General features: G+C 65.9%; 16 protein-coding genes. 9 read left to right on the plus strand and 7 right to left on the minus strand.

The window, feature by feature from the left end:
• Positions 1–80 precede the first annotated feature (80 nt).
• Genes N2603_RS30765 through N2603_RS30775 form a run of 3 tightly spaced genes read right to left on the minus strand, consistent with a single transcriptional unit; the run spans position 81 to position 3,043 of the window.
• A complete protein-coding gene (locus N2603_RS30765) occupies positions 81–1,766 on the minus strand; it encodes a S8 family serine peptidase (RefSeq protein WP_260385080.1) in 1,686 nt (561 codons plus the stop codon).
• A gap of 15 nt (positions 1,767–1,781) precedes the next feature.
• Positions 1,782–2,477 (minus strand): hypothetical protein, encoded by a 696-nt coding sequence (locus tag N2603_RS30770; protein WP_260385081.1) that lies wholly within the window; start codon positions 2,475–2,477, stop codon positions 1,782–1,784.
• Positions 2,474–3,043 (minus strand): sigma-70 family RNA polymerase sigma factor, encoded by a 570-nt coding sequence (locus N2603_RS30775; RefSeq protein WP_018647974.1) that lies wholly within the window; start codon positions 3,041–3,043, stop codon positions 2,474–2,476. The genes N2603_RS30770 and N2603_RS30775 overlap by 4 nt, the downstream gene beginning before the upstream one ends.
• 439 nt (positions 3,044–3,482) lie before the next feature.
• Here N2603_RS30775 and N2603_RS30780 point away from each other — a divergent pair, with 439 nt between their 5' ends.
• Both N2603_RS30780 and N2603_RS30785 read left to right on the plus strand, forming a co-directional pair.
• Entirely contained in the window at positions 3,483–4,640 is a 1,158-nt protein-coding gene (locus N2603_RS30780; protein ID WP_260385082.1) for a GGDEF domain-containing protein, read from the plus strand.
• A 62-nt stretch (positions 4,641–4,702) separates the two neighbouring features.
• Complete coding sequence (locus N2603_RS30785; RefSeq protein WP_260385083.1) at positions 4,703–5,803, plus strand: DUF2336 domain-containing protein; 1,101 nt, start codon at positions 4,703–4,705, stop codon at positions 5,801–5,803.
• A gap of 72 nt (positions 5,804–5,875) precedes the next feature.
• Here the strand turns inward: N2603_RS30785 and N2603_RS30790 are convergent, their stop codons facing one another.
• A complete protein-coding gene (locus N2603_RS30790; RefSeq protein WP_018647977.1) occupies positions 5,876–6,514 on the minus strand; it encodes an NrsF family protein in 639 nt (212 codons plus the stop codon).
• Positions 6,515–6,516: 2 nt separating this feature from the next.
• Positions 6,517–7,062 carry a sigma-70 family RNA polymerase sigma factor gene (locus tag N2603_RS30795; RefSeq protein ID WP_018647978.1) on the minus strand — a complete coding sequence of 182 codons (546 nt, stop codon included), beginning with the start codon at positions 7,060–7,062 and terminating at the stop codon, positions 6,517–6,519.
• 290 nt (positions 7,063–7,352) lie between these two features.
• Between N2603_RS30795 and N2603_RS30800 the strand changes: the two genes are divergently transcribed.
• The 7 genes from N2603_RS30800 (at position 7,353) to N2603_RS30830 (ending at position 12,964) form a co-directional block, all read left to right on the plus strand.
• Complete coding sequence (locus N2603_RS30800; protein WP_260385084.1) at positions 7,353–8,027, plus strand: hypothetical protein; 675 nt, start codon at positions 7,353–7,355, stop codon at positions 8,025–8,027.
• A 140-nt stretch (positions 8,028–8,167) separates the two neighbouring features.
• Positions 8,168–8,947, plus strand: a complete 780-nt coding sequence (locus N2603_RS30805; protein ID WP_260385085.1) for an enoyl-CoA hydratase — start codon at positions 8,168–8,170, stop codon at positions 8,945–8,947.
• A gap of 188 nt (positions 8,948–9,135) precedes the next feature.
• The gene (locus N2603_RS30810) at positions 9,136–10,566 is read left to right on the plus strand and encodes a TolC family outer membrane protein (protein ID WP_260385086.1); all 1,431 of its coding nucleotides are present in this window, start codon (positions 9,136–9,138) and stop codon (positions 10,564–10,566) included.
• Positions 10,567–10,667: 101 nt separating this feature from the next.
• Positions 10,668–10,958 (plus strand): type II toxin-antitoxin system RelE/ParE family toxin, encoded by a 291-nt coding sequence (locus tag N2603_RS30815; RefSeq protein WP_018647982.1) that lies wholly within the window; start codon positions 10,668–10,670, stop codon positions 10,956–10,958.
• Positions 10,958–11,308, plus strand: coding sequence for an addiction module antidote protein (locus N2603_RS30820; protein WP_018647983.1), 351 nt, complete (start codon positions 10,958–10,960; stop codon positions 11,306–11,308). Before N2603_RS30815 ends, N2603_RS30820 begins: the two co-directional genes overlap by 1 nt.
• An 85-nt stretch (positions 11,309–11,393) precedes the next feature.
• The gene (locus N2603_RS30825) at positions 11,394–11,951 is read left to right on the plus strand and encodes a P-loop NTPase family protein (protein WP_260385087.1); all 558 of its coding nucleotides are present in this window, start codon (positions 11,394–11,396) and stop codon (positions 11,949–11,951) included.
• Positions 11,952–12,001: 50 nt separating this feature from the next.
• Positions 12,002–12,964: an amidohydrolase family protein gene (locus tag N2603_RS30830; RefSeq protein WP_018647985.1), complete on the plus strand. Its 963-nt coding sequence runs from the start codon at positions 12,002–12,004 to the stop codon at positions 12,962–12,964.
• A gap of 2 nt (positions 12,965–12,966) precedes the next feature.
• Here the strand turns inward: N2603_RS30830 and N2603_RS30835 are convergent, their stop codons facing one another.
• Together N2603_RS30835 and N2603_RS30840 are read right to left on the minus strand one after the other, a co-directional pair.
• Entirely contained in the window at positions 12,967–16,083 is a 3,117-nt protein-coding gene (locus N2603_RS30835; RefSeq protein ID WP_260385088.1) for an efflux RND transporter permease subunit, read from the minus strand.
• Positions 16,084–16,120: 37 nt separating this feature from the next.
• Positions 16,121–17,365, minus strand: a complete 1,245-nt coding sequence (locus tag N2603_RS30840) for an efflux RND transporter periplasmic adaptor subunit (protein ID WP_260385089.1) — start codon at positions 17,363–17,365, stop codon at positions 16,121–16,123.
• Positions 17,366–17,432 lie beyond the last annotated feature (67 nt).

The following is a 17,432-nucleotide window of genomic DNA, read 5'->3' on the forward strand; positions in this document are numbered from 1 at the left end:
GGTCGTGCTGGCCGGCTGAACGTTCAAATGCGGGGTTTGATTTTTTAACCTTCGGCGTGCGCGCAAAGTTGTCGCAGCGACTATCGCGTCGCCGGCCTATCCGCCTGAGATATCGCGGCTTTATCGCCTGCGCTCGACAGCGAGGGTTGCTCGATCGCGCGGATGCCCGGCTCGTCGTGACGCTTGTCGGCATCTTCACGTTTTGTTGTACCGGACGCAGCCGCAACCGGCGTCGCACTGTTGGCGGGAACGGCCGTCACCGCGGCAAACGCATCGGCCTCGCCGTCGCCGAACAGATCATCACGCCCGGGTGATCCGAGATCGCGCGCGGTCTTCGCGAGCGTCATGCGCAGCGCTTCCGGCTTGAGTGTGTAATTGCGCTCGAGCAGCAGCGCCGCGACGCCGGAGACATAGGCGGCCGAGAACGAGGTTCCCGACGTCATCTGGTATTTGCCCTCGGGCGCCGGCAGGAAGATGTCGACGCCGGGTGCGGCCAGCGCGATGTAATTGCCGCGGTTGGAGGCCGAGAACAGTCTGTCCTGCTGGTCGGTCGCGCTGACCGCGATCACATTGGGGTTGGCGGCGGGATATAGCGGCGGCGATTTCGCGCCGGCATTGCCGGCCGCGGCGATCAGCACGAGGCCGCGCGCGGCGGTCGCCGCGATGGCGCGCTCGATCACGGCGTCCTTCGGGCCTGCAAAGCTCATATTGACGATCTGCGCGCCGTGCTCGGCGGCGTAATTCAGCGAACGCAGGATGATGTAGGACGAGCTCTCGGCGCCGCCCGTGGTGCCGCCGAAGGCGCGGATGGCGATGATGCGCGCCTCGGGCGCGCTGCCCATCAGCTTGGCATGCGCCACGATGGCGCCGGCAATGCCGGTGCCGTGCACATGCGGGCCCTCGGCGCTGCCGAGCGCGTCGAAATTATCGGAGATGGAATTGGCGAGCTCGGGGTGCTTGGCATCGATCCCGGAGTCGATCACCGCAACCGTCACATTGGCGCCATGCGCCAGCGTGTGCGCCTGCGGCAGGCGAAGCTTTGCCAGCGCGTATTGCGCCGGGTCGCCTTCGACCGGCACGGCGGGTTTCTGGTCCTGGAGCGCGTAGCGGAAGTTCGGCTGAACCGAGCGCACACTGCCGTCTGCGGCGAATTCGCGCCGCACCGTCTCGGTGGGCCGGCCATCGGTGATGCGGAACAGGCCGAACGTGGCCCCGATTAGCGGAAAATTCTCGGATGCGACGCGCGCGAGGCCATGGCGGCGCGCGAGCTCGTCGGCCTCCGTCACCGACAGGGCGCCGTCGATCTCGGCGACGAATTCGCCTGCGAAGATGCGCTGGTTCACCGCAACCGGCGTGTTGTTGCCGCGTCCCTTGCTGGCAACCTTCTTGCCCGATTTTCCGTTGCCCTCGCCGCCCGCATTCGGCTGCGCCAGGCATTCGCCGTCGGCACCGCGATAGGGCGCCGTGCAGCTGGGGTAGAGATTGGGCGAATAGCGCGCATAGGGCAGCACCGGCGTCCCGATCCGCGTCGAAGGGATCCGGGCGGTCGTCGTGATCGGGCCCGGGCCGCGGCTGACGCTCACCGCCCGCGCGGCGATGCTGGGAGAGATCGTGGGCGTGCGCGAGGGAACGCTGATCGTGGGCGTGCGCATGATTGCCTGCGCCTGCGCGACCTCGACGCCGAGGCAGGCGGCGAGCAGCAGCGCGGCCCCGACCGACGAGGCGTAGGCCGCGGCTCGCAACTTACTCTCGGACTTGCGCGTCATCGGTTCAGGGGCGCCCTACGGCGCCGCAACGGCGAGGTTGACGAACTTCTCGCGCTGCATCCTGGCGAGCAGCGCGGCGAGCTCGTCCTGGCTCATCGCCTTGTCGAACTGGAGGCGGAACATGCCGCCCTTGGCATCGCCGATGATCGACGCCTGGTAGCCGTCGAGCAATGCCGTGATGTCGGCGACACGCGCCTCGGGCGTGAAGCGCACCAGGGCGCGAGCCGGTGCTGCGGATGCACCGAGTTCGCGCGTGATCGGCGCGCCGGTCGACAGCGAGGCGGTCTGGAAGGTCGCGGTCTGGGTCTTCATCAGCACCGCGCCGATGATGCCGGCCTGCAGCAGCAGCGCGATGGCGCCCAGGCTCGCCGACCAGGCCAGCGTCCGCGGCGACAGGCTCGCGAAGAAGGTCGCAATGCGCGCCGACAGCGGCAGCGAACCGACCGCACGCGCCGGCTCGGCATCGATCGCGGTGAACAGCTTCTGCATCGCGCGCGCCGACGGAGCCCCTAAGCTCTCGTTCAGATGGATGGTCTCTTCGTACTCGCCGCGGATCGCGGCATACTGCTTGGCGAGCTCCGGATCGCGCGCCAGCGCGTCCTCGACGCGGCGGGCATCGCGCGCGTTCAGCGTGCCGGCGGCGTGCCAGGGCAGCAGCAGTTCAATTTCACTGGGCTCTTGCTCCAGCATCTTCTTGCTCAAAGCCATCATGGCCAGCCTCGCTCAACGCCGGCTGCCTTTAGCAGTTCGGCCAGTTTCTTGCGCGCATAGAACAAGCGCGTCTTCACAGTGTTCTCCGGGATCCCGACGATTTCGGCGACTTCTTCCACGGACTTCTCGTGGTAGTAGACGAGATCGACGATTTCCCGATGTTCCGGCGAGAGGCCCGTCAGGCACTCCCGTAACGCTGCACTGGTATCCTTCTTCTGCACCACCGTTTCCGGATCGTCGGACTGGTCCTCGATCGCGTTCGCGGCGTCTTCGTCCAGTTCAAAATCCTTCCTGCGCCGAAGCGCCGAGAGGGCCTTGAATCGGGTGATTGCCAGCAGCCAGGTGGAAACGGCGGATCGGCCTTCAAACTTGCCGGCTTGACGCCAGACGTCGAGAAACACCTCGCTGATGAGGTCTTCCGCCGCCTGCTCGTCCCGCACGAGCCTCAGCCCGAACCTGTAGACCCTGACATGGTGCCGCCCGTACAGCACCTGCATGGCGAGCCGGTCGCCCTGAGCGATCCTGGCGATCAGGACCTCGTCCGAAGCCGCCTGTGTCACGCTCAAAGCTCGTCTCGCAAGGTTGGTCGGGTCGATGCGGCGGAGGGTTCGACGGGCGGTGCAAAATTGTTCAAGCTACCGCGATCGTACGGGGACCCGTGTGATCTGTCCCACATACATGTGCTTTTCTTGCCCCACCCGCGGCGGGCGCCCGCATCAATCCAGATCGGTAACATAATACTGAAACACTTTCCTGCGGATTGCCTGCCCGGCACGGGCGGGCCGATCAAGTCCGGTTCCATAGCAGTCCTGCACGACGTATGTCTCACGACCCCCCGCTTTGGCTCGACCGCATCGCAAACGATGCCTAACCGCCGGCAAATTCCCCCGTCCGGCCAAGGTCATCCTGTTCCGCGCTGCACGCTTCGGATTCGATTTCCAAGGATACCAAACCTAAAGGCTTGCCACGTAGATTTTTGGGCTGACATCCACCATTGGCGGGACCATGAACACGGCCGCGACGTCGCTTCCCGAGAGGAATGCCGCTGAGGTCGCGGATCTCGTCCTCACGCCCGCGGCGGCGGCGCCGGCGGTCCGGGCGCGCCGGGCCTGGCAGCGCCGCCAGATGTATATCGGCCAGGTGGCAAGCTACTCGCTCGGCGCCTCCGTCCTGCTGCTCTACGCCTATGACGGCGTGATCTCGATCGACATTGCCTCGCTGTTCTGGGTCGGCGGCCTGCTGATCATCGGCACCTTCACCGTGCTGTCGGAGGCCGGCATCGGCGACAAATTCACCGACCATTATCTCACCGTTTTCCAGATCTCGGCGCATATGGCGCTGCAATTCGTATTCCTGCTGTCGGCCCCGACCATCGGCATCGCCTTCATCAGCGTGCTGTTCCTGATCTTCGCCTTCGGCACGCTGCGCATGACCTCGACCCAGGCGATGCTGACCTGGGCGCTTGCGACCGTCGGCCTTGCCGCCGTGTTCCTCGCCTCCGACCTGCCGATCGGCATGCCCGTTGCGACGAAGCTCCAGCGGACCGCCTCGATGCTGTGCTTCGTGCTGGTGATCGGCCAGTGCGCCTTCCTCGGCCTGTTCGGCGCCACGCTGCGCAAGATCCTGTATCAGCGCAGCATCGAGCTGAAGGCCGCCTATCAGCGCATCGAGGAACTGGCCGAGCTCGACGAGCTGACCGGCTCCTACAACCGCGGCTGCATCATGCGTCTGCTCGACGCCGAGATCGAAACGTCGCGGCGGACATCGAGGCCTTGCGCGATCGCGCTGATCGACCTCGACTGGTTCAAGCGCATCAACGACGCCCACGGCCATCCCGTCGGCGACGAGGTGCTGCGCACCTTCGCGATCACGATTTTCGCCAACATCCGTCCGGCCGACAGCTTCGGCCGCTACGGCGGCGAGGAATTCCTGCTGCTGCTGCCGGATACCGAAGGCGGCGCCGCCTCGCGCATGCTCGAGCGCCTGCGCCGCGTCGTCGCCGAGCTCGACTGGAGCGCATTTTCTCCGGGCATGCACGTGACGATTTCAGCGGGCGTCGTGACGCTTCGCGACAATGATACTGCCGACACGTTTCTCGCGCGCGCCGACAGCGCGCTTTATTCCGCAAAGGCGCAAGGGCGCAACCGCATCGTAACGAACTGACCAATCCATTTTCTCCCGGGGCGCCAGAGGCTCCACCGGACCGAACGCTCCAGGACAGGGCAATGAGATCCAAATCCGAGAAATCATCCGAGAATTTGCTTGAAGAATTGCAGGCCGCGCTCTCGCACGGCACCGTCGCGCGGCGAGTCGAGACATTGCGCCGCGTCACCGATCTCTTCGTGGGCAACGCGGTGGACTATTCCGACGACCACATTCGCGTGTTCGACGACGTGTTCGAATGCCTGATCGAGCAGATCGAGACGTCGGCCAGGGCGCTGCTTGCCGACCGCCTCGCACCGATCGCGGCCGCACCGCCCAAGATCATCCGCACGCTCGCGCTCGACGAGGTCATCGAGGTCGCAGGACCCGTGCTGACGAAATCGGAACGGCTGGACGAGGCGACGCTGATCCAGATCGCGCGCACGCGCGGCCAGGCCCATCTGAAGGCGATCTCGCTGCGGCGGGTTCTGTCGGAAGCGCTGACCGACGTGCTGGTGACGCGCGGCGACGAGGACGTCGTGCAATCGACCGTCAGCAATCCGGGCGCGCGGCTCTCCGAGGAAAGTCTCACCGACCTCGTCACGCGCGCCGAGCGCGACGACGGCCTCGCCACCTGCATCGGCCTGCGGCCCAGCCTGCCGCGCCATCACTACCTGAAGCTGGTTGCGAAGGCGTCCTTGAGCGTGCGCAGGAAGCTGGAGGCTGCCCATCCCGAGCTCGCGGACGAGGTATCGAGCGTGGTGCAGGAGGCGGCTCAGCGGGTCCGCGCCGCCGCCATGACCAGGCAAACGGAAATGGCGCGCGCGCTGGTGAAGTCGCTGCACGAGGACGGCCGCCTCAACGAATTCCAGGTCACCACATTCGCCGAACAGGGCAAGTTCGACGAGACCAATGCCGGGCTCGCCGCGCTCGCGGGCGTCGCGGTCGAGACCGCCGAGACCATGATGATCGAAAGCCGCACCGAGGGCGTGATGATCCTCGCCAAGGTCGCGGGCATGCAATGGTCGAGCGTGCGCGCGATCATCGCGATGCGCGAGAAACTGGCAGGCGGCGCGACGGCGGACATGCTGGCGCTGCGCGACACCTACGAGGCCCTGCGCAGCTCCACCGCGCAGCAGGTGCTGCGCTTCCACCGCATGCAGGGCGCCACGCCGGCGGCTTGAGGCCGCCGGGTCGGTTCTTGTTTTGATGCGTTTTCTTTACGCGAACCGGTATCCACTTCACTCGAAAACGCTCTAATACCGCAAAACCCTGGAGCCGATCGCCGCGCCGATCACGGTCACCACCGCGGTCGCGATCGTGTACCAGGTCGCGACGAACAGCGGTGAATCGTCGGTGCAGTGCGAGGCATAGAGCGTCGCGGCAAGTCCGGCCGAGACCAGGCCGGCGAGTGCACCGGCAAGCGCAGGGCGCGACGGCGCGCCGTGGCGAAGGCCGATCAGCGCCCCCGCAAGCAGCGGCAGCGACATCGCGGGGATCGCCATCAGGCAAGTCCTGGAGTTCTTGCCCATCAGCCGCATCGTCATCGGCATGGCAGGCGCCATCATCGCCTCGCTGCCGATCGCAACTGCAAGCAGGCCGACGGGAAGCAGCAACAGCCAGCCCCAGCCGCGCAGCAGGGCTTCGGGCCGCGACAGATGCAGACTGACGATGATCGCGGGAATCGCGAGCGACAGCGTCACCGCGAACTTCATGTCGAAGAACGGATTACCCATCGCGCTCATCACGTCGGCGCGCACACCGAGGAAGGTCGCGAAGATCAGGATCGACAGCGGCGCGGCCACCAGCAGCGCCATCGTCAGCACGGCGCCGACGCGCGGCGCGCGATGGGCGTTGTCGGCCGCGAGCGAGCGAATGAGTTGATCGGTATCCATGACTAGTGGTCCCGCAGTTTGGCAGTCAGTGCGGCAAGGCCGCGGTGCAGCGCGACCCGCACGGCACCTTCGCTCATCGAGAACTTCGCCGCCGTGTCCTTGATCGAGGCGGCCTCGACCGCGATCGACTGCAGCACGTCGCGCTGGCGCTGCGGCAGCGCGCCCAGCTGCGCCGCAACCTCGCCCGCGGAAGCCGTCTCCTGCGGCGCCTCGCCCGGCAGCGTCTCGGCGAAATCGTCGATGTTGACGAAGACGCGCCTGCCGCGGCGCCTGAGCGCATCGATCAGCTTGTTGCGGGCGATCGCGAACAGCCAGGGCGCGAAGGGCGCTTCGCTGTCCCAGGTGTGCCGCTTCAGGTGCACCGCCAACAAAATCTCCTGCACGATATCCTCGGCCTGGTCGGGAGGCTGCCCGGCCCGCGCCAGGCCGCGCCTCGCGGCAGCGCGCAGCACCGGCGTGACCGCCTTCAACAGGCGATGATACGCCGCATCATCGCCTGCCATGGCCGACCGCATCAGGCCGGTCCATTCGTCCTCACGTCCGCGCACGCGCGCCCCTCACCATGCAATTCGGCCGCTCTTTCAATTTGTTACGCCGGACCCGTACGATCACGAACTCGTGATCGACACTGAGAACCGGTGCTCCGATGCGGCCGCGAAAACTCGCGACGGCTCATAACACCGATCGGTCCCGTCCGCACCCGGCGGCCGGCCGCAACGGACGGCCTGCCCCGCTTTCGCCCCGTGTGGCCCGAAGATTCCCCTTTTCTGCCCCGCTGTCGTCACCTCGCGGCGTCTCTGTTCGGTCCTGGGGAGGGGTGAATTGGGGAGATCGTCACATGATGAATACCAGCGGGCGCGCTGCCCTGATTCTTCTTGCCGGGCTTTTCCTGCTGTTCGGAGGCGCTGCACAGGCGGCGCCAGCCTCGACCGCGAGCAGCCAATCGGACAGCGCGGGCAAACAGGCCGATGCAGTCAAACCGAGCAAGCACCGGCACCAGTCTTCTCGCCGCACCAGCAGCAAGACGGCGCAGAAGTCCTCCGGGGACAAGGCCGACAGCAAGGACACCGCGGCCAAGGCCGGCGAGGCCAAGACTGCCGATAAGGCCGATAGCGGCCTGCCCGCATGGAGCCAGATGCCGCAGGAGGTCGCCAACGCCAATGCGCAGCTTGCCGCCGCCGATACGCCGCCCGCGGCTGCGGCCTCCGCCATGACCGGCCGCGCTAACGACAACGTCCAGGCCGCAGCCGATAATACCGCGGCCCCGAATGCCGAGAGCCAGATCGTCGCCCCCGACCAGCCGAACGATCTCGACCGCGCCGCGCAACAGGACAACCCACCCGCCCAGAAGGCGGTGCTTGCCGCAACCGAGGCGCAGCCGCGTCCCGCGCCGGTGATGGCCAGCAGCCATCAGAGCTCGGCCTGGGACCAGAGCTCCTTGATCGGCAAGATCTTCATCGGCGTCGGCACGCTGCTGACCTTGGCGTCCGCCGCGCGCATGTTCATGGCCTAAGTTTCCCGGCCTAAGTTTCCTGGCCTGGAACGCGCGACTTGCAGCGTGTTCCGGCCTTGTTCCGAAGGCTTCCTTGGGCTCTTGAAGCCCACCGCGCCAGCAGGCACATTGCCCGCCCAATCAAAAAGCGTGGGTGGAGCATGAGCACGTTCGAACACATCATCGTCGAAGGCAAAGGCGCGGTGGGCATCGTCAAGCTGAACCGGCCGAAGATGCTCAACGCGCTCTCCTTCGGCGTCTTCCGCGAGATCGCCGCTGCGGTCGACGATCTCGAGGCCGATGACGCCATCGGCTGCATCGTGGTGACCGGCAGCGAGAAGGCCTTTGCCGCCGGCGCCGACATCAAGGAGATGCAGCCGAAGGGCTTCATCGACATGTTCTCCGAAGACTTCGCCGCGATCGGCGGCGACCGCGTCGCGCGCTGCCGCAAGCCGACCATCGCCGCGGTCGCCGGTTACGCGCTCGGCGGCGGCTGCGAGCTCGCCATGATGTGCGACTTCATCATCGCCGCCGACACCGCCAAGTTCGGCCAGCCCGAAATCACCCTCGGCACCATTCCCGGCATCGGCGGCACCCAGCGCCTGACCCGCGCCATCGGCAAGTCCAAGGCGATGGACCTCTGCCTCACCGGGCGGATGATGGATGCAGCCGAAGCCGAGCGCTCGGGCCTCGTCAGCCGCATCGTGCCCGCGGACAAGCTGATGGACGAGGTCATGGCCGCCGCCGAGAAGATTGCGTCGATGTCGCGCCCGGCAGCCGCGATGGCCAAGGAGGCGGTCAACCGCGCCTTCGAGACGACGCTTGCCGAGGGCATGAGCGTCGAGCGCAACCTGTTCCACTCGACCTTCGCACTCGAAGACCGCTCCGAGGGCATGGCGGCGTTCATCGAGAAGCGCAAGCCGGTGAACAAGAACCGGTGACGCGAGCGCGCGGTCAGGCTGGTGTAAGGCTCTGGCGTCTTTTCGCAAAAATGCTGTGACGCACCTGCAACAAGCACGGAATAGATGGGAGTTTTCCCCGCGGCAGTTTGCCTGCGCGACCCCGGCTGGTTAAACAGTTAAGAGGCCACCGTCGGCGGGGGCGGACAGCCGGGGTTTAGCGGGATTACATGATTGGGCGTGCCGCCAGAGCTGGTCGCGTGATGACGCGGCGTCGATCGGGCGTGGGTCCTGTGCTTGCGACATGGACCACGCTGGCGCTCTCGTGCGCCCTGCCCTCGGCCGCAACTGCCGAGGCCCTGCCGGAGGCATTGGCAAAAGCCTACCAGACCAACCCGCAGCTCAATGCCGAGCGCGCGCGCCAGCGCGCGACCGACGAGAACGTGCCGCAGGCGCTCGCCGGCTACCGGCCGCAGCTCGTGGCGAGCCTCAGCGCCGGCCTGCAATCGGTGCGCAACCTCTTGCCCAACAACACGATCCAGACCGCCGATCTGAAGCCGTGGGTCATCGGCGTCACGGTGACGCAGACCCTGTTCAACGGCTTCCGCACCGCCAACAATGTGCGGGCCGCCGAGCTCCAGGTGCAGTCGGGCCGCGAGGCGCTGCGCAATGTCGGCCAGGGCGTGCTGCTCGACGCCGTCACCGCCTATACCAACGTGCTGGCAAACCAGTCGCTGGTCGAGGCGCAGCGCTCCAACGTGGCTTTCCTGCGCGAGACCCTCGCGGTCACCCAGCGCCGCCTCAATGCCGGCGACGTCACGCCGACCGACAGCGCGCAAGCCGAGGCGCGGCTCAACCGCGGCCTCGCCGACCTCAATGCCGCCGAGGTCGCGCTTGCGGTCAGCCAGGCGACCTATGCCCAGGTGATCGGCAACGCGCCGTCGCAGCTCAAGCCCGCCGAGGTGGTCGACCGCTATCTGCCGAAGAGCCGCGAGGATGCGCTCTCGGTGGCGATCCGCCAGCACCCGGCAGTGATGGCCGCAGGTTTCGACGTCGACGTCGCCTCCACCAACATCCGCGTCGCCGAAGGCGCGCTGCTGCCGAGCGCCAGCGTCCAGGGCAGCGCCAGCAAGAGCCGCAACAACGACCCGACGCTCGGAACCTTCGCCGAGGACCAGGCCTCGATCGTCGCCAATGTCACCGTGCCGATCTATGACGGCGGCCAGGCCGCCGCGCAGACCCGGCAGGCCAAGGAGGTCACGGCACAGAGCCGGCTCGTGCTCGACCAGGTGCGCAACCAGGCGCGCACGGCGGCGGTCAGCGCCTGGGTCGCCAATGAAGGCGCCAAGATCGCGGTCTCGGCCTCGGAGTCCGAGGTGAAGGCGGCAACCGTCGCGCTCCAGGGCGTGCAGCGCGAAGCCGCCGGCGGACAGCGCACGACTGTGGACGTGCTGAACTCGCAGGCCGATTTGATCCAGGCGAAGGCCCGCCTGATCGGCGCACTGCGCGACCGCGTGATTGCCTCCTACACGCTGCTCAGCGCCGTCGGCCACCTCGACGTCAAGACCTTGAACCTGAACACCCCGGACTATCTGCCCGAGGTGCACTACCAGCAGGTCCGCGACGCCTGGCACGGCCTGCGCACGCCGTCGGGGCAGTAGGCGTCCCACAGCGCCTTCAAAGCTCTCTGCACCGCTCGCCATCTCGATGCGCCGCGCGGCCTCTTTGACATTCTGTAGCCCATGAGCTACAATCTCGCTTCATGGTCGAGGTGAGGCAGACTGAGCATTTCTCGGAGTGGCTGAGCCGCCTCAGGGACGCCAGCGCGGTAGCCAGGATCACCGTCCGGATTCGCCGCATGGAGATGGGCAATCCCGGTGACAGCAAGAGCGTCGGCCGCAACATCCGGGAAATGCGCATCGATTACGGCCCGGGCTACCGGATTTACTATGTACAGCGCGGCGCGCAGATCGTGATCCTGCTGTGTGGCGGCGACAAGCGCACACAACGACAAGACATCGAGCTAGCCCAGCAACTGGCGGAGACATCGTGATGCCAAAGGCAGCAAAAACGACGGCCAAAACGGCATCCAAGACGACGCGTTTCGACGCCGCCGACTATCTCAACACCGAAGAGCGTCAGGCCGCCTATATCGCAGCGGCCCTCGAAACCGGCGACGCCGATTTCGTGCGTGACGCGCTTGGCCTCGTCGCGCGTGCGCGCGGCATGAGTGCGATCGCGAAGAAAGCCGGCTTGAACCGCGAGAGCCTGTACAAGGCCCTCGGAGAGACCGGAAATCCCGAGTTCGGCACGGTCATGCGCATTGTCGGAGCGTTGGGTCTGACACTATCAGCCCAACCCGCGACAAGCGGACGAACGCCAAAGCGCCGTCGCGCCGCTTGAGGGAACGCGCCACGGTCCGGCGCTCCAAAACGTCGTGGTCGCCGTCACCGCCCACCAAACCGGTTCGAGTCCTCGAGATGGGAATATGAAAAGCCGCCGCATCCATCTGATGGGAGCTTCGGGCTCCGGCGTGACGACGCTCGGCCGGGCGCTGGCGGGCCGGCTTGCACTGCCGCATCACGACAGCGACGATTATTTCTGGCTGCCGACCGTGCCGCCCTACCAGACGACGCGCTCCGCCGCCGATCGTCTGCGCCTGATGCGCGAGATGTTTCTGCCGCGTCTCGATTGGGTGCTGAGCGGTACCGTCACCGGCTGGGGCAACGAGCTCATCCCGTTCTTCGATCTCGTCGTCTTTGTGACGACGCCGCGCGAGCTTCGCTTGCAGCGCCTCCGTGGCCGCGAGGCTGCGCATTTCGGAGCTGATGCCGTCGCACAGGGCGGCTGGCGTCATGAGGAGACGGAGTCGTTCGTCGAATGGGCCTCGCGCTACGAAGCCGGCGATCGCGAGGGCCGCAGTCTCGCAAGAGATGAGGCCTGGCTCGCGGGCCTGCCCTGCCCGGTCGTGCGCGTCGACGGCTCACGTCTGCTTGCGGACCTTGTCGAGCAGCTATGCAACGAAGCGCAGCTTCTGTCCGGCTGATGTGATACCGTCCCGGCACACTGCCAAATAAAACAACCAGGGAGAGAACCGTGCTCAACCGACGCAGCGTCCTGCTTGCCTCCCTTGCCGCCGGAGTAGCCATGACCAACAGAGCCCACGCCCGCGCGGCGCAGCCTGCGACGCCGGTGAATTTCGACGTCCCCGCGCATGCCTGCGACTGCCACACTCACATTCATGGCGATGTCGAGAAGTTTCCGTTCTTTGCCGGGCGCGTCTACACGCCGGAACCGGCAAGCCCTGAAGAAATGGCTGCACTGCACAAGGCGCTGCATATGGAACGCGTGGTGATCGTCACCCCCAGTGTCTACGGCACCGACAATTCGGCGACCTTGTTCGGCATGAAGGCGCGCGGCGCCAATGCGCGCGGCGTCGCCGTGATCGACGACAAGACGACCGAGGCGCAGCTCGATGCGATGCAGGCGGACGGTTTCCGCGGCATGCGCCTCAATCTCGCAACCGGCGGCGTCAACGACCCCAATGTCGGCAGGTCACGCTTCACCACCGCCGTCGAGCGCATGAAGGCGCGCGGCTGGCACGTGCAGCTCTACACCACGCTTCCCATGATCTCGGCGATCAAGGACCTCGTCGAGAGCGCGCCGGTACCTGTCGTGTTCGACCATTTCGGCGGGCTGGAAGCTTCGCTCGGCCTGGAGCAGCCGGGTTTCTCCGATCTCGCTGCGCTGGTGAAGTCCGGCAAGGCCTATGCGAAGATCTCCGGCGCCTATCGCTCGTCGAAGCTCGCGCCGGATTATCAGGACATCGTGCCGTTCGCGCGGGCGCTGATCGCGGCCAACCCGGACCGCATCGTCTGGGGCACCGACTGGCCGCATCCGGATTCGAGCCGTGTCGAGGGACGCAAAGCCACCGACATCGCCCCGCTCTACCAGATCGACGACGCCCGCCTGCTCAATCAGCTTCCGGTGTGGGCGCCGGATGCGGATGTGCGCAAGAAGATCCTGGTCGACAATCCGGCGCGACTCTACGGTTTCTGACGTCAGCGCGCGCGGCGGGAGAAGAAGGAGATCAGCACCGGCAGCGTCACCAGGATCACGACCGGCGCCAGCATCATGCCGGTGACGACGACGACCGCGAGCGGCTTCTGCACCTGGGAGCCGATGCCTTCGGACAGCGCCGCCGGCAGCAGGCCGACGCCCGCGACCACGCAGGTCATCAGCACGGGGCGGAGCTGCAGCTCACCGGTGCGGATCACCGCGCTCATGCGGTCCATGCCCTCTTCGATCAGCTGGTTGAACTGCGACAGGATGATGATGCCGTCCATGACCGCGATGCCGAACAGCGCGATGAAGCCGATCGCCGCGGACACGCTGAACGCAGTGCCGGTAATCAGCAGCCCCAGCACGCCACCGAAGATCGCCATGGGGATCACGCTCATCGCGAGCAGCGTGTCGGTCATCGAGCCGAAATTGAACCAGAGCAGGACGCCGATCAGCGCCAGCGAGATCGGCACCACGATCGACAGCCGCCGGATCGCGTCCTGGAGATTGCCGAACTCGCCGACCCATTCCATGTGCGAGCCCGGGGGCAACTGCACCTGGTCGGCGATCTTCTGCTGCGCCTCGCGGATCGCGCTGCCGAGGTCGCGCTCGCGCACCGAGAACTTGATCGGCAAATAGCGTTCCTGCTGCTCGCGATAGATATAAGCCGCGCCCGAGACAAGGCTGATGGTGGCGACCTCGCTGAGCGGGATCTGCGTGACGGTGCCGTTCGGCCCGGGCGCGCCGATGCGCAAATTCTGGATCGCCTCGGCACTCCTGCGGAATTCCGGCGCAAGGCGAACGATGATCGGGAAGTGGCGGTCGCTTCCAGGCTCGTACAGATCGCCCGCGGTGTCACCGCCGATCGCGACCTTGATGGTGGCGTTGATGTCGCCGGGCGCGAGCCCGTAGCGCGCGGCCTTGGCGCGGTCGATGTCGATCTGGACGGTCGGCTGGCCAAGCGAGGTGAACACCGCAAGGTCGGTGACGCCCTGCACGGTCGACAGCACCTGCTTGATCTTGTTGGCGGTGTCGGTGAGCGCCTGCAGATCGCTGCCGAACAGCTTGATCGAGTTCTCGCCCTTCACGCCGGAGACGGCTTCGGAGACGTTGTCCTGCAGATATTGCGAGAAGTTGAACTCGACGCCGGGGAAGCGGTCGTCGAGCTGCTTGAGCAGTTCCGCGGTCAGCTCTTCCTTGTCGCGCGTGCCCGGCCATTGGCTGACGGGCTTGAGCGGCGCGAAGAACTCGGCGTTGAAGAAGCCGGCGGCGTCGGTGCCGTCGTCGGGGCGGCCGTGCTGCGACACCACGGATTCCACCTCGGGCCGGGCCCGGATCACCTTGCGCATCTCGTTGACGTAGCTGTTGCCTTCCTGGAGCGAGATGGTCGGCGGCAGCGTGGCGCGGATCCAGAGATTGCCCTCTTCCAGCTTCGGCAGGAATTCGAGGCCGAGCAGGCGGCCCAGCGCCACCGTCATCACCACGAGGCCGATCGCGCCGCCAAGCACGATGCTGCGGTTGGCCACGGCCCAGTTCAGCACCGGCATGTAAATCCGGTGCAGGATCAGCATGACCTTGGTCTCGGTCTCCTCGACATGCGCGGGCAGGATGATGGCGGACAGCGCAGGCGTGACGGTGAAGGTGGCAAGCAGGCCGCCGGCCAGCGCGTAGGCATAGGTCCGCGCCATCGGCCCGAAGATGTTGCCCTCGACGCCGGAGAGCGTGAACAGCGGCAGGAAGGCCGCGATGATGATCGCGGCGGCAAAGAAGATCGAGCGCGAGACGTCGGCGGCCGCGCTGAGGATGGCGTGGCTCTTCATGCCGAACAGCGTCTCGTTCGACATATGCTCGTGTTCCGACACCGGCGTCGTCTGCGTCAGGCGGCGGAAGATCGCCTCCACCATGATGACGGTGGCATCGACGATCAGGCCGAAATCGATCGCGCCGACCGACAACAGGTTCGCCGATTCCCCGCGCAGCACCAGGATGATCACGGCGAAGAACAGCGCGAACGGAATGGTGGCGCCGACGATCAGCGCGCTGCGGAGGTCACCGAGGAAGATCCATTGCAACAGCACGATCAGCAGGATGCCGACCACCATGTTGTGCAGCACGGTGTGGGTGGTGAGCTCGATCAGGTCGCCGCGATCGTAGATGCGCTCGATGCGCACACCGGGCGGCAGGATGCTGGAGTTGTTGATGGTCTGAACCAGCTGGTGGACGCGCTTGATGGTCGGCGAGCTCTGCTCGCCGCGGCGCATCAGGACGATGCCCTGCACGATGTCGTCGGAATCATCGAGGCCGGCGATGCCGAGACGGGGCCGTTGCCCCACGGTGACGGTGGCGACGTCCTTGACCAGCACGGGGTTGCCGTTGGTCTGCGAGACCATGGTGTTGGCGAGATCGTCGATCGAGCGGATCAGGCCGACGCCGCGCACCACGGCCGACTGCTGGCCGATATTGACGGTGTTGCCGCCGACATTGACGTTGGAATTGCCGACCGCCTGGAGCAGCTGCGGCAGCGTCAGGCCGTTGGCGACGAGCTTGTTGAAATCGACTTGGAGCTCGTAGGTCTTGCTCTTGCCGCCCCATCCGGTGACGTCGATGACGCCGGGCACGGCGCGGAAGCGGCGCTGCAGAATCCAGTCCTGGATGGTCTTGAGATCGAGCACGCTGTAGTTCGGCGGGCCGACCAGGCGGTAGCGGAAGATTTCGCCGATCGGGCTGAGCGGCGAGATCTGCGGCTGCACATTGCCCGGCAGCGGCGCGAGCTGCGCCAGGCGGTTCAGGACCTGCTGCAACGCCTCGTCATAGGTATAGGCGAAGGAGAACTGAATTTTGACGTCGGAGAGACCATAGAGCGAGATGGTGCGGATGGTGGTGATGTTCTTCAGGCCCGCGACCTGGGTCTCGATCGGGATCGTGATGTAACGCTCGATTTCCTCGGCCGACAGACCCGGGCTCTGCGTCACGATGTCGACCATCGGCGGGGTCGGGTCGGGATAGGCCTCGATATTGAGCTGGTTGAACGCGATCAGGCCGCCGATCAGCACAGCGACGAACATGCCGACCATCAGGTAGCGCCGGTTGACGGCAAGGGCGACGAGGCGATCCATTCAGGTCTTCAGCTTGTCTTGTTTCTTGGGTCGTCGATCAGCTGCCGGACGCCGCGCGGTCGATGAACAGGCTGCCCTTGACGACGATCTGCTCGCCGGGCTTCAGGTTGCTGGTGACCTCGACGAGATTGCCGTTGATGAGGCCGATCTTGATCTCGCGCAGCTCGACCGACTTGTCCTCGCGCGCGACCCAGAGACGGACCTTGTCGGCCTCGTAGATCAGAGCCTGCTTGGGCACCGCCGGCGCGGCACGGTCGCCGGCCGAATAGATCGTGACGTTGGCGAACATCTCCGGCTTGAGCAGGCCATCCTTGTTGTCGATGGTGGCGCGGACCAAGAGGCGGCGGGTGGTCGGATCGATCGCCGCGGCCACGTAGTTGATCTTCGCGGTGAGCGGGCGGCCCGGCAGCGCCATCACGTTGACGGTGATGTCCTGGCCGATGCACACCGCGGCCGCATCGCTCTCGCGCACGAAAGCGGTGAGCCAGACCGTCGAGAGATCGCCGATCACGAACACCGGATCGCTGGCGCCGGAATTGACGTACTGGCCCGGGCCGATCTTGCGCTGCACGACCGTGCCGGAGATCGGCGAGTAGATCGTGATCTCCCGATTGATGGTGCCCTTGTCCTGGAACGCCTTGATGGTGTCGTCGGTGAAGCCGAGGATGCGCAGCTTGTTGCGTGCGGCCTCCAGCGCCGTCACCGAGGAGCGCATGTCGTTTTGCGCCTGGACCTGGGTCGCTTCCGCCTGCTGATAGTCCTTCAGCGGGATGGCGTGGCCCTCATAGAGATCCTTGGCGCGCTTGAACTGGATGTCGGCGAGATCGATCGCAGACTTCGCCTTGTTCTGCGCGGTCATCGCGGCGATGAAATCGTTCTGGGCCTGCACGGTGTCGGCGGCCTCGATTGTGAACAGCGGTTGACCTTGTGTCAGGGTCTCGCCGGGCTTGGCGAGCAGCTTGGTGACCCTACCCGCATAAGGCGAGAACACCGGCGTCGAGCGATCCTCATCGACCGCGACCTTGCCCTCGGTGACATATTCGGCCCGGAAGGTCTTGGCCTTGACCGGCTCGATCGTCAGCGTCGCCCACTCGGACGGCGTCGGCGTGAAATTCTGCGCATTCCTGCGCGACTGGCTGGAAATCTCGGAGTGGCTCTTCTCCTTGGCGCCCGCGCGGAGAAAGCCGTAGGCCCCACCGCCGGCAAGAGCTAGTAAAACTACGGATGTGATCACCCGCTGTTTTGTAAGCACCTGCAATCGCTTGGTATTTTCAACTACCATAGGGCCCGGTCTTGTCTGCGACGATGTCGGCAAACGATAGCCTCATCGGTCGCGCTAATAGTGCCGA

Origin of the sequence: Bradyrhizobium huanghuaihaiense (assembly GCF_025200885.1) — a bacterium.
Taxonomy (GTDB): Bacteria; Pseudomonadota; Alphaproteobacteria; order Rhizobiales; family Xanthobacteraceae; genus Bradyrhizobium; species Bradyrhizobium huanghuaihaiense.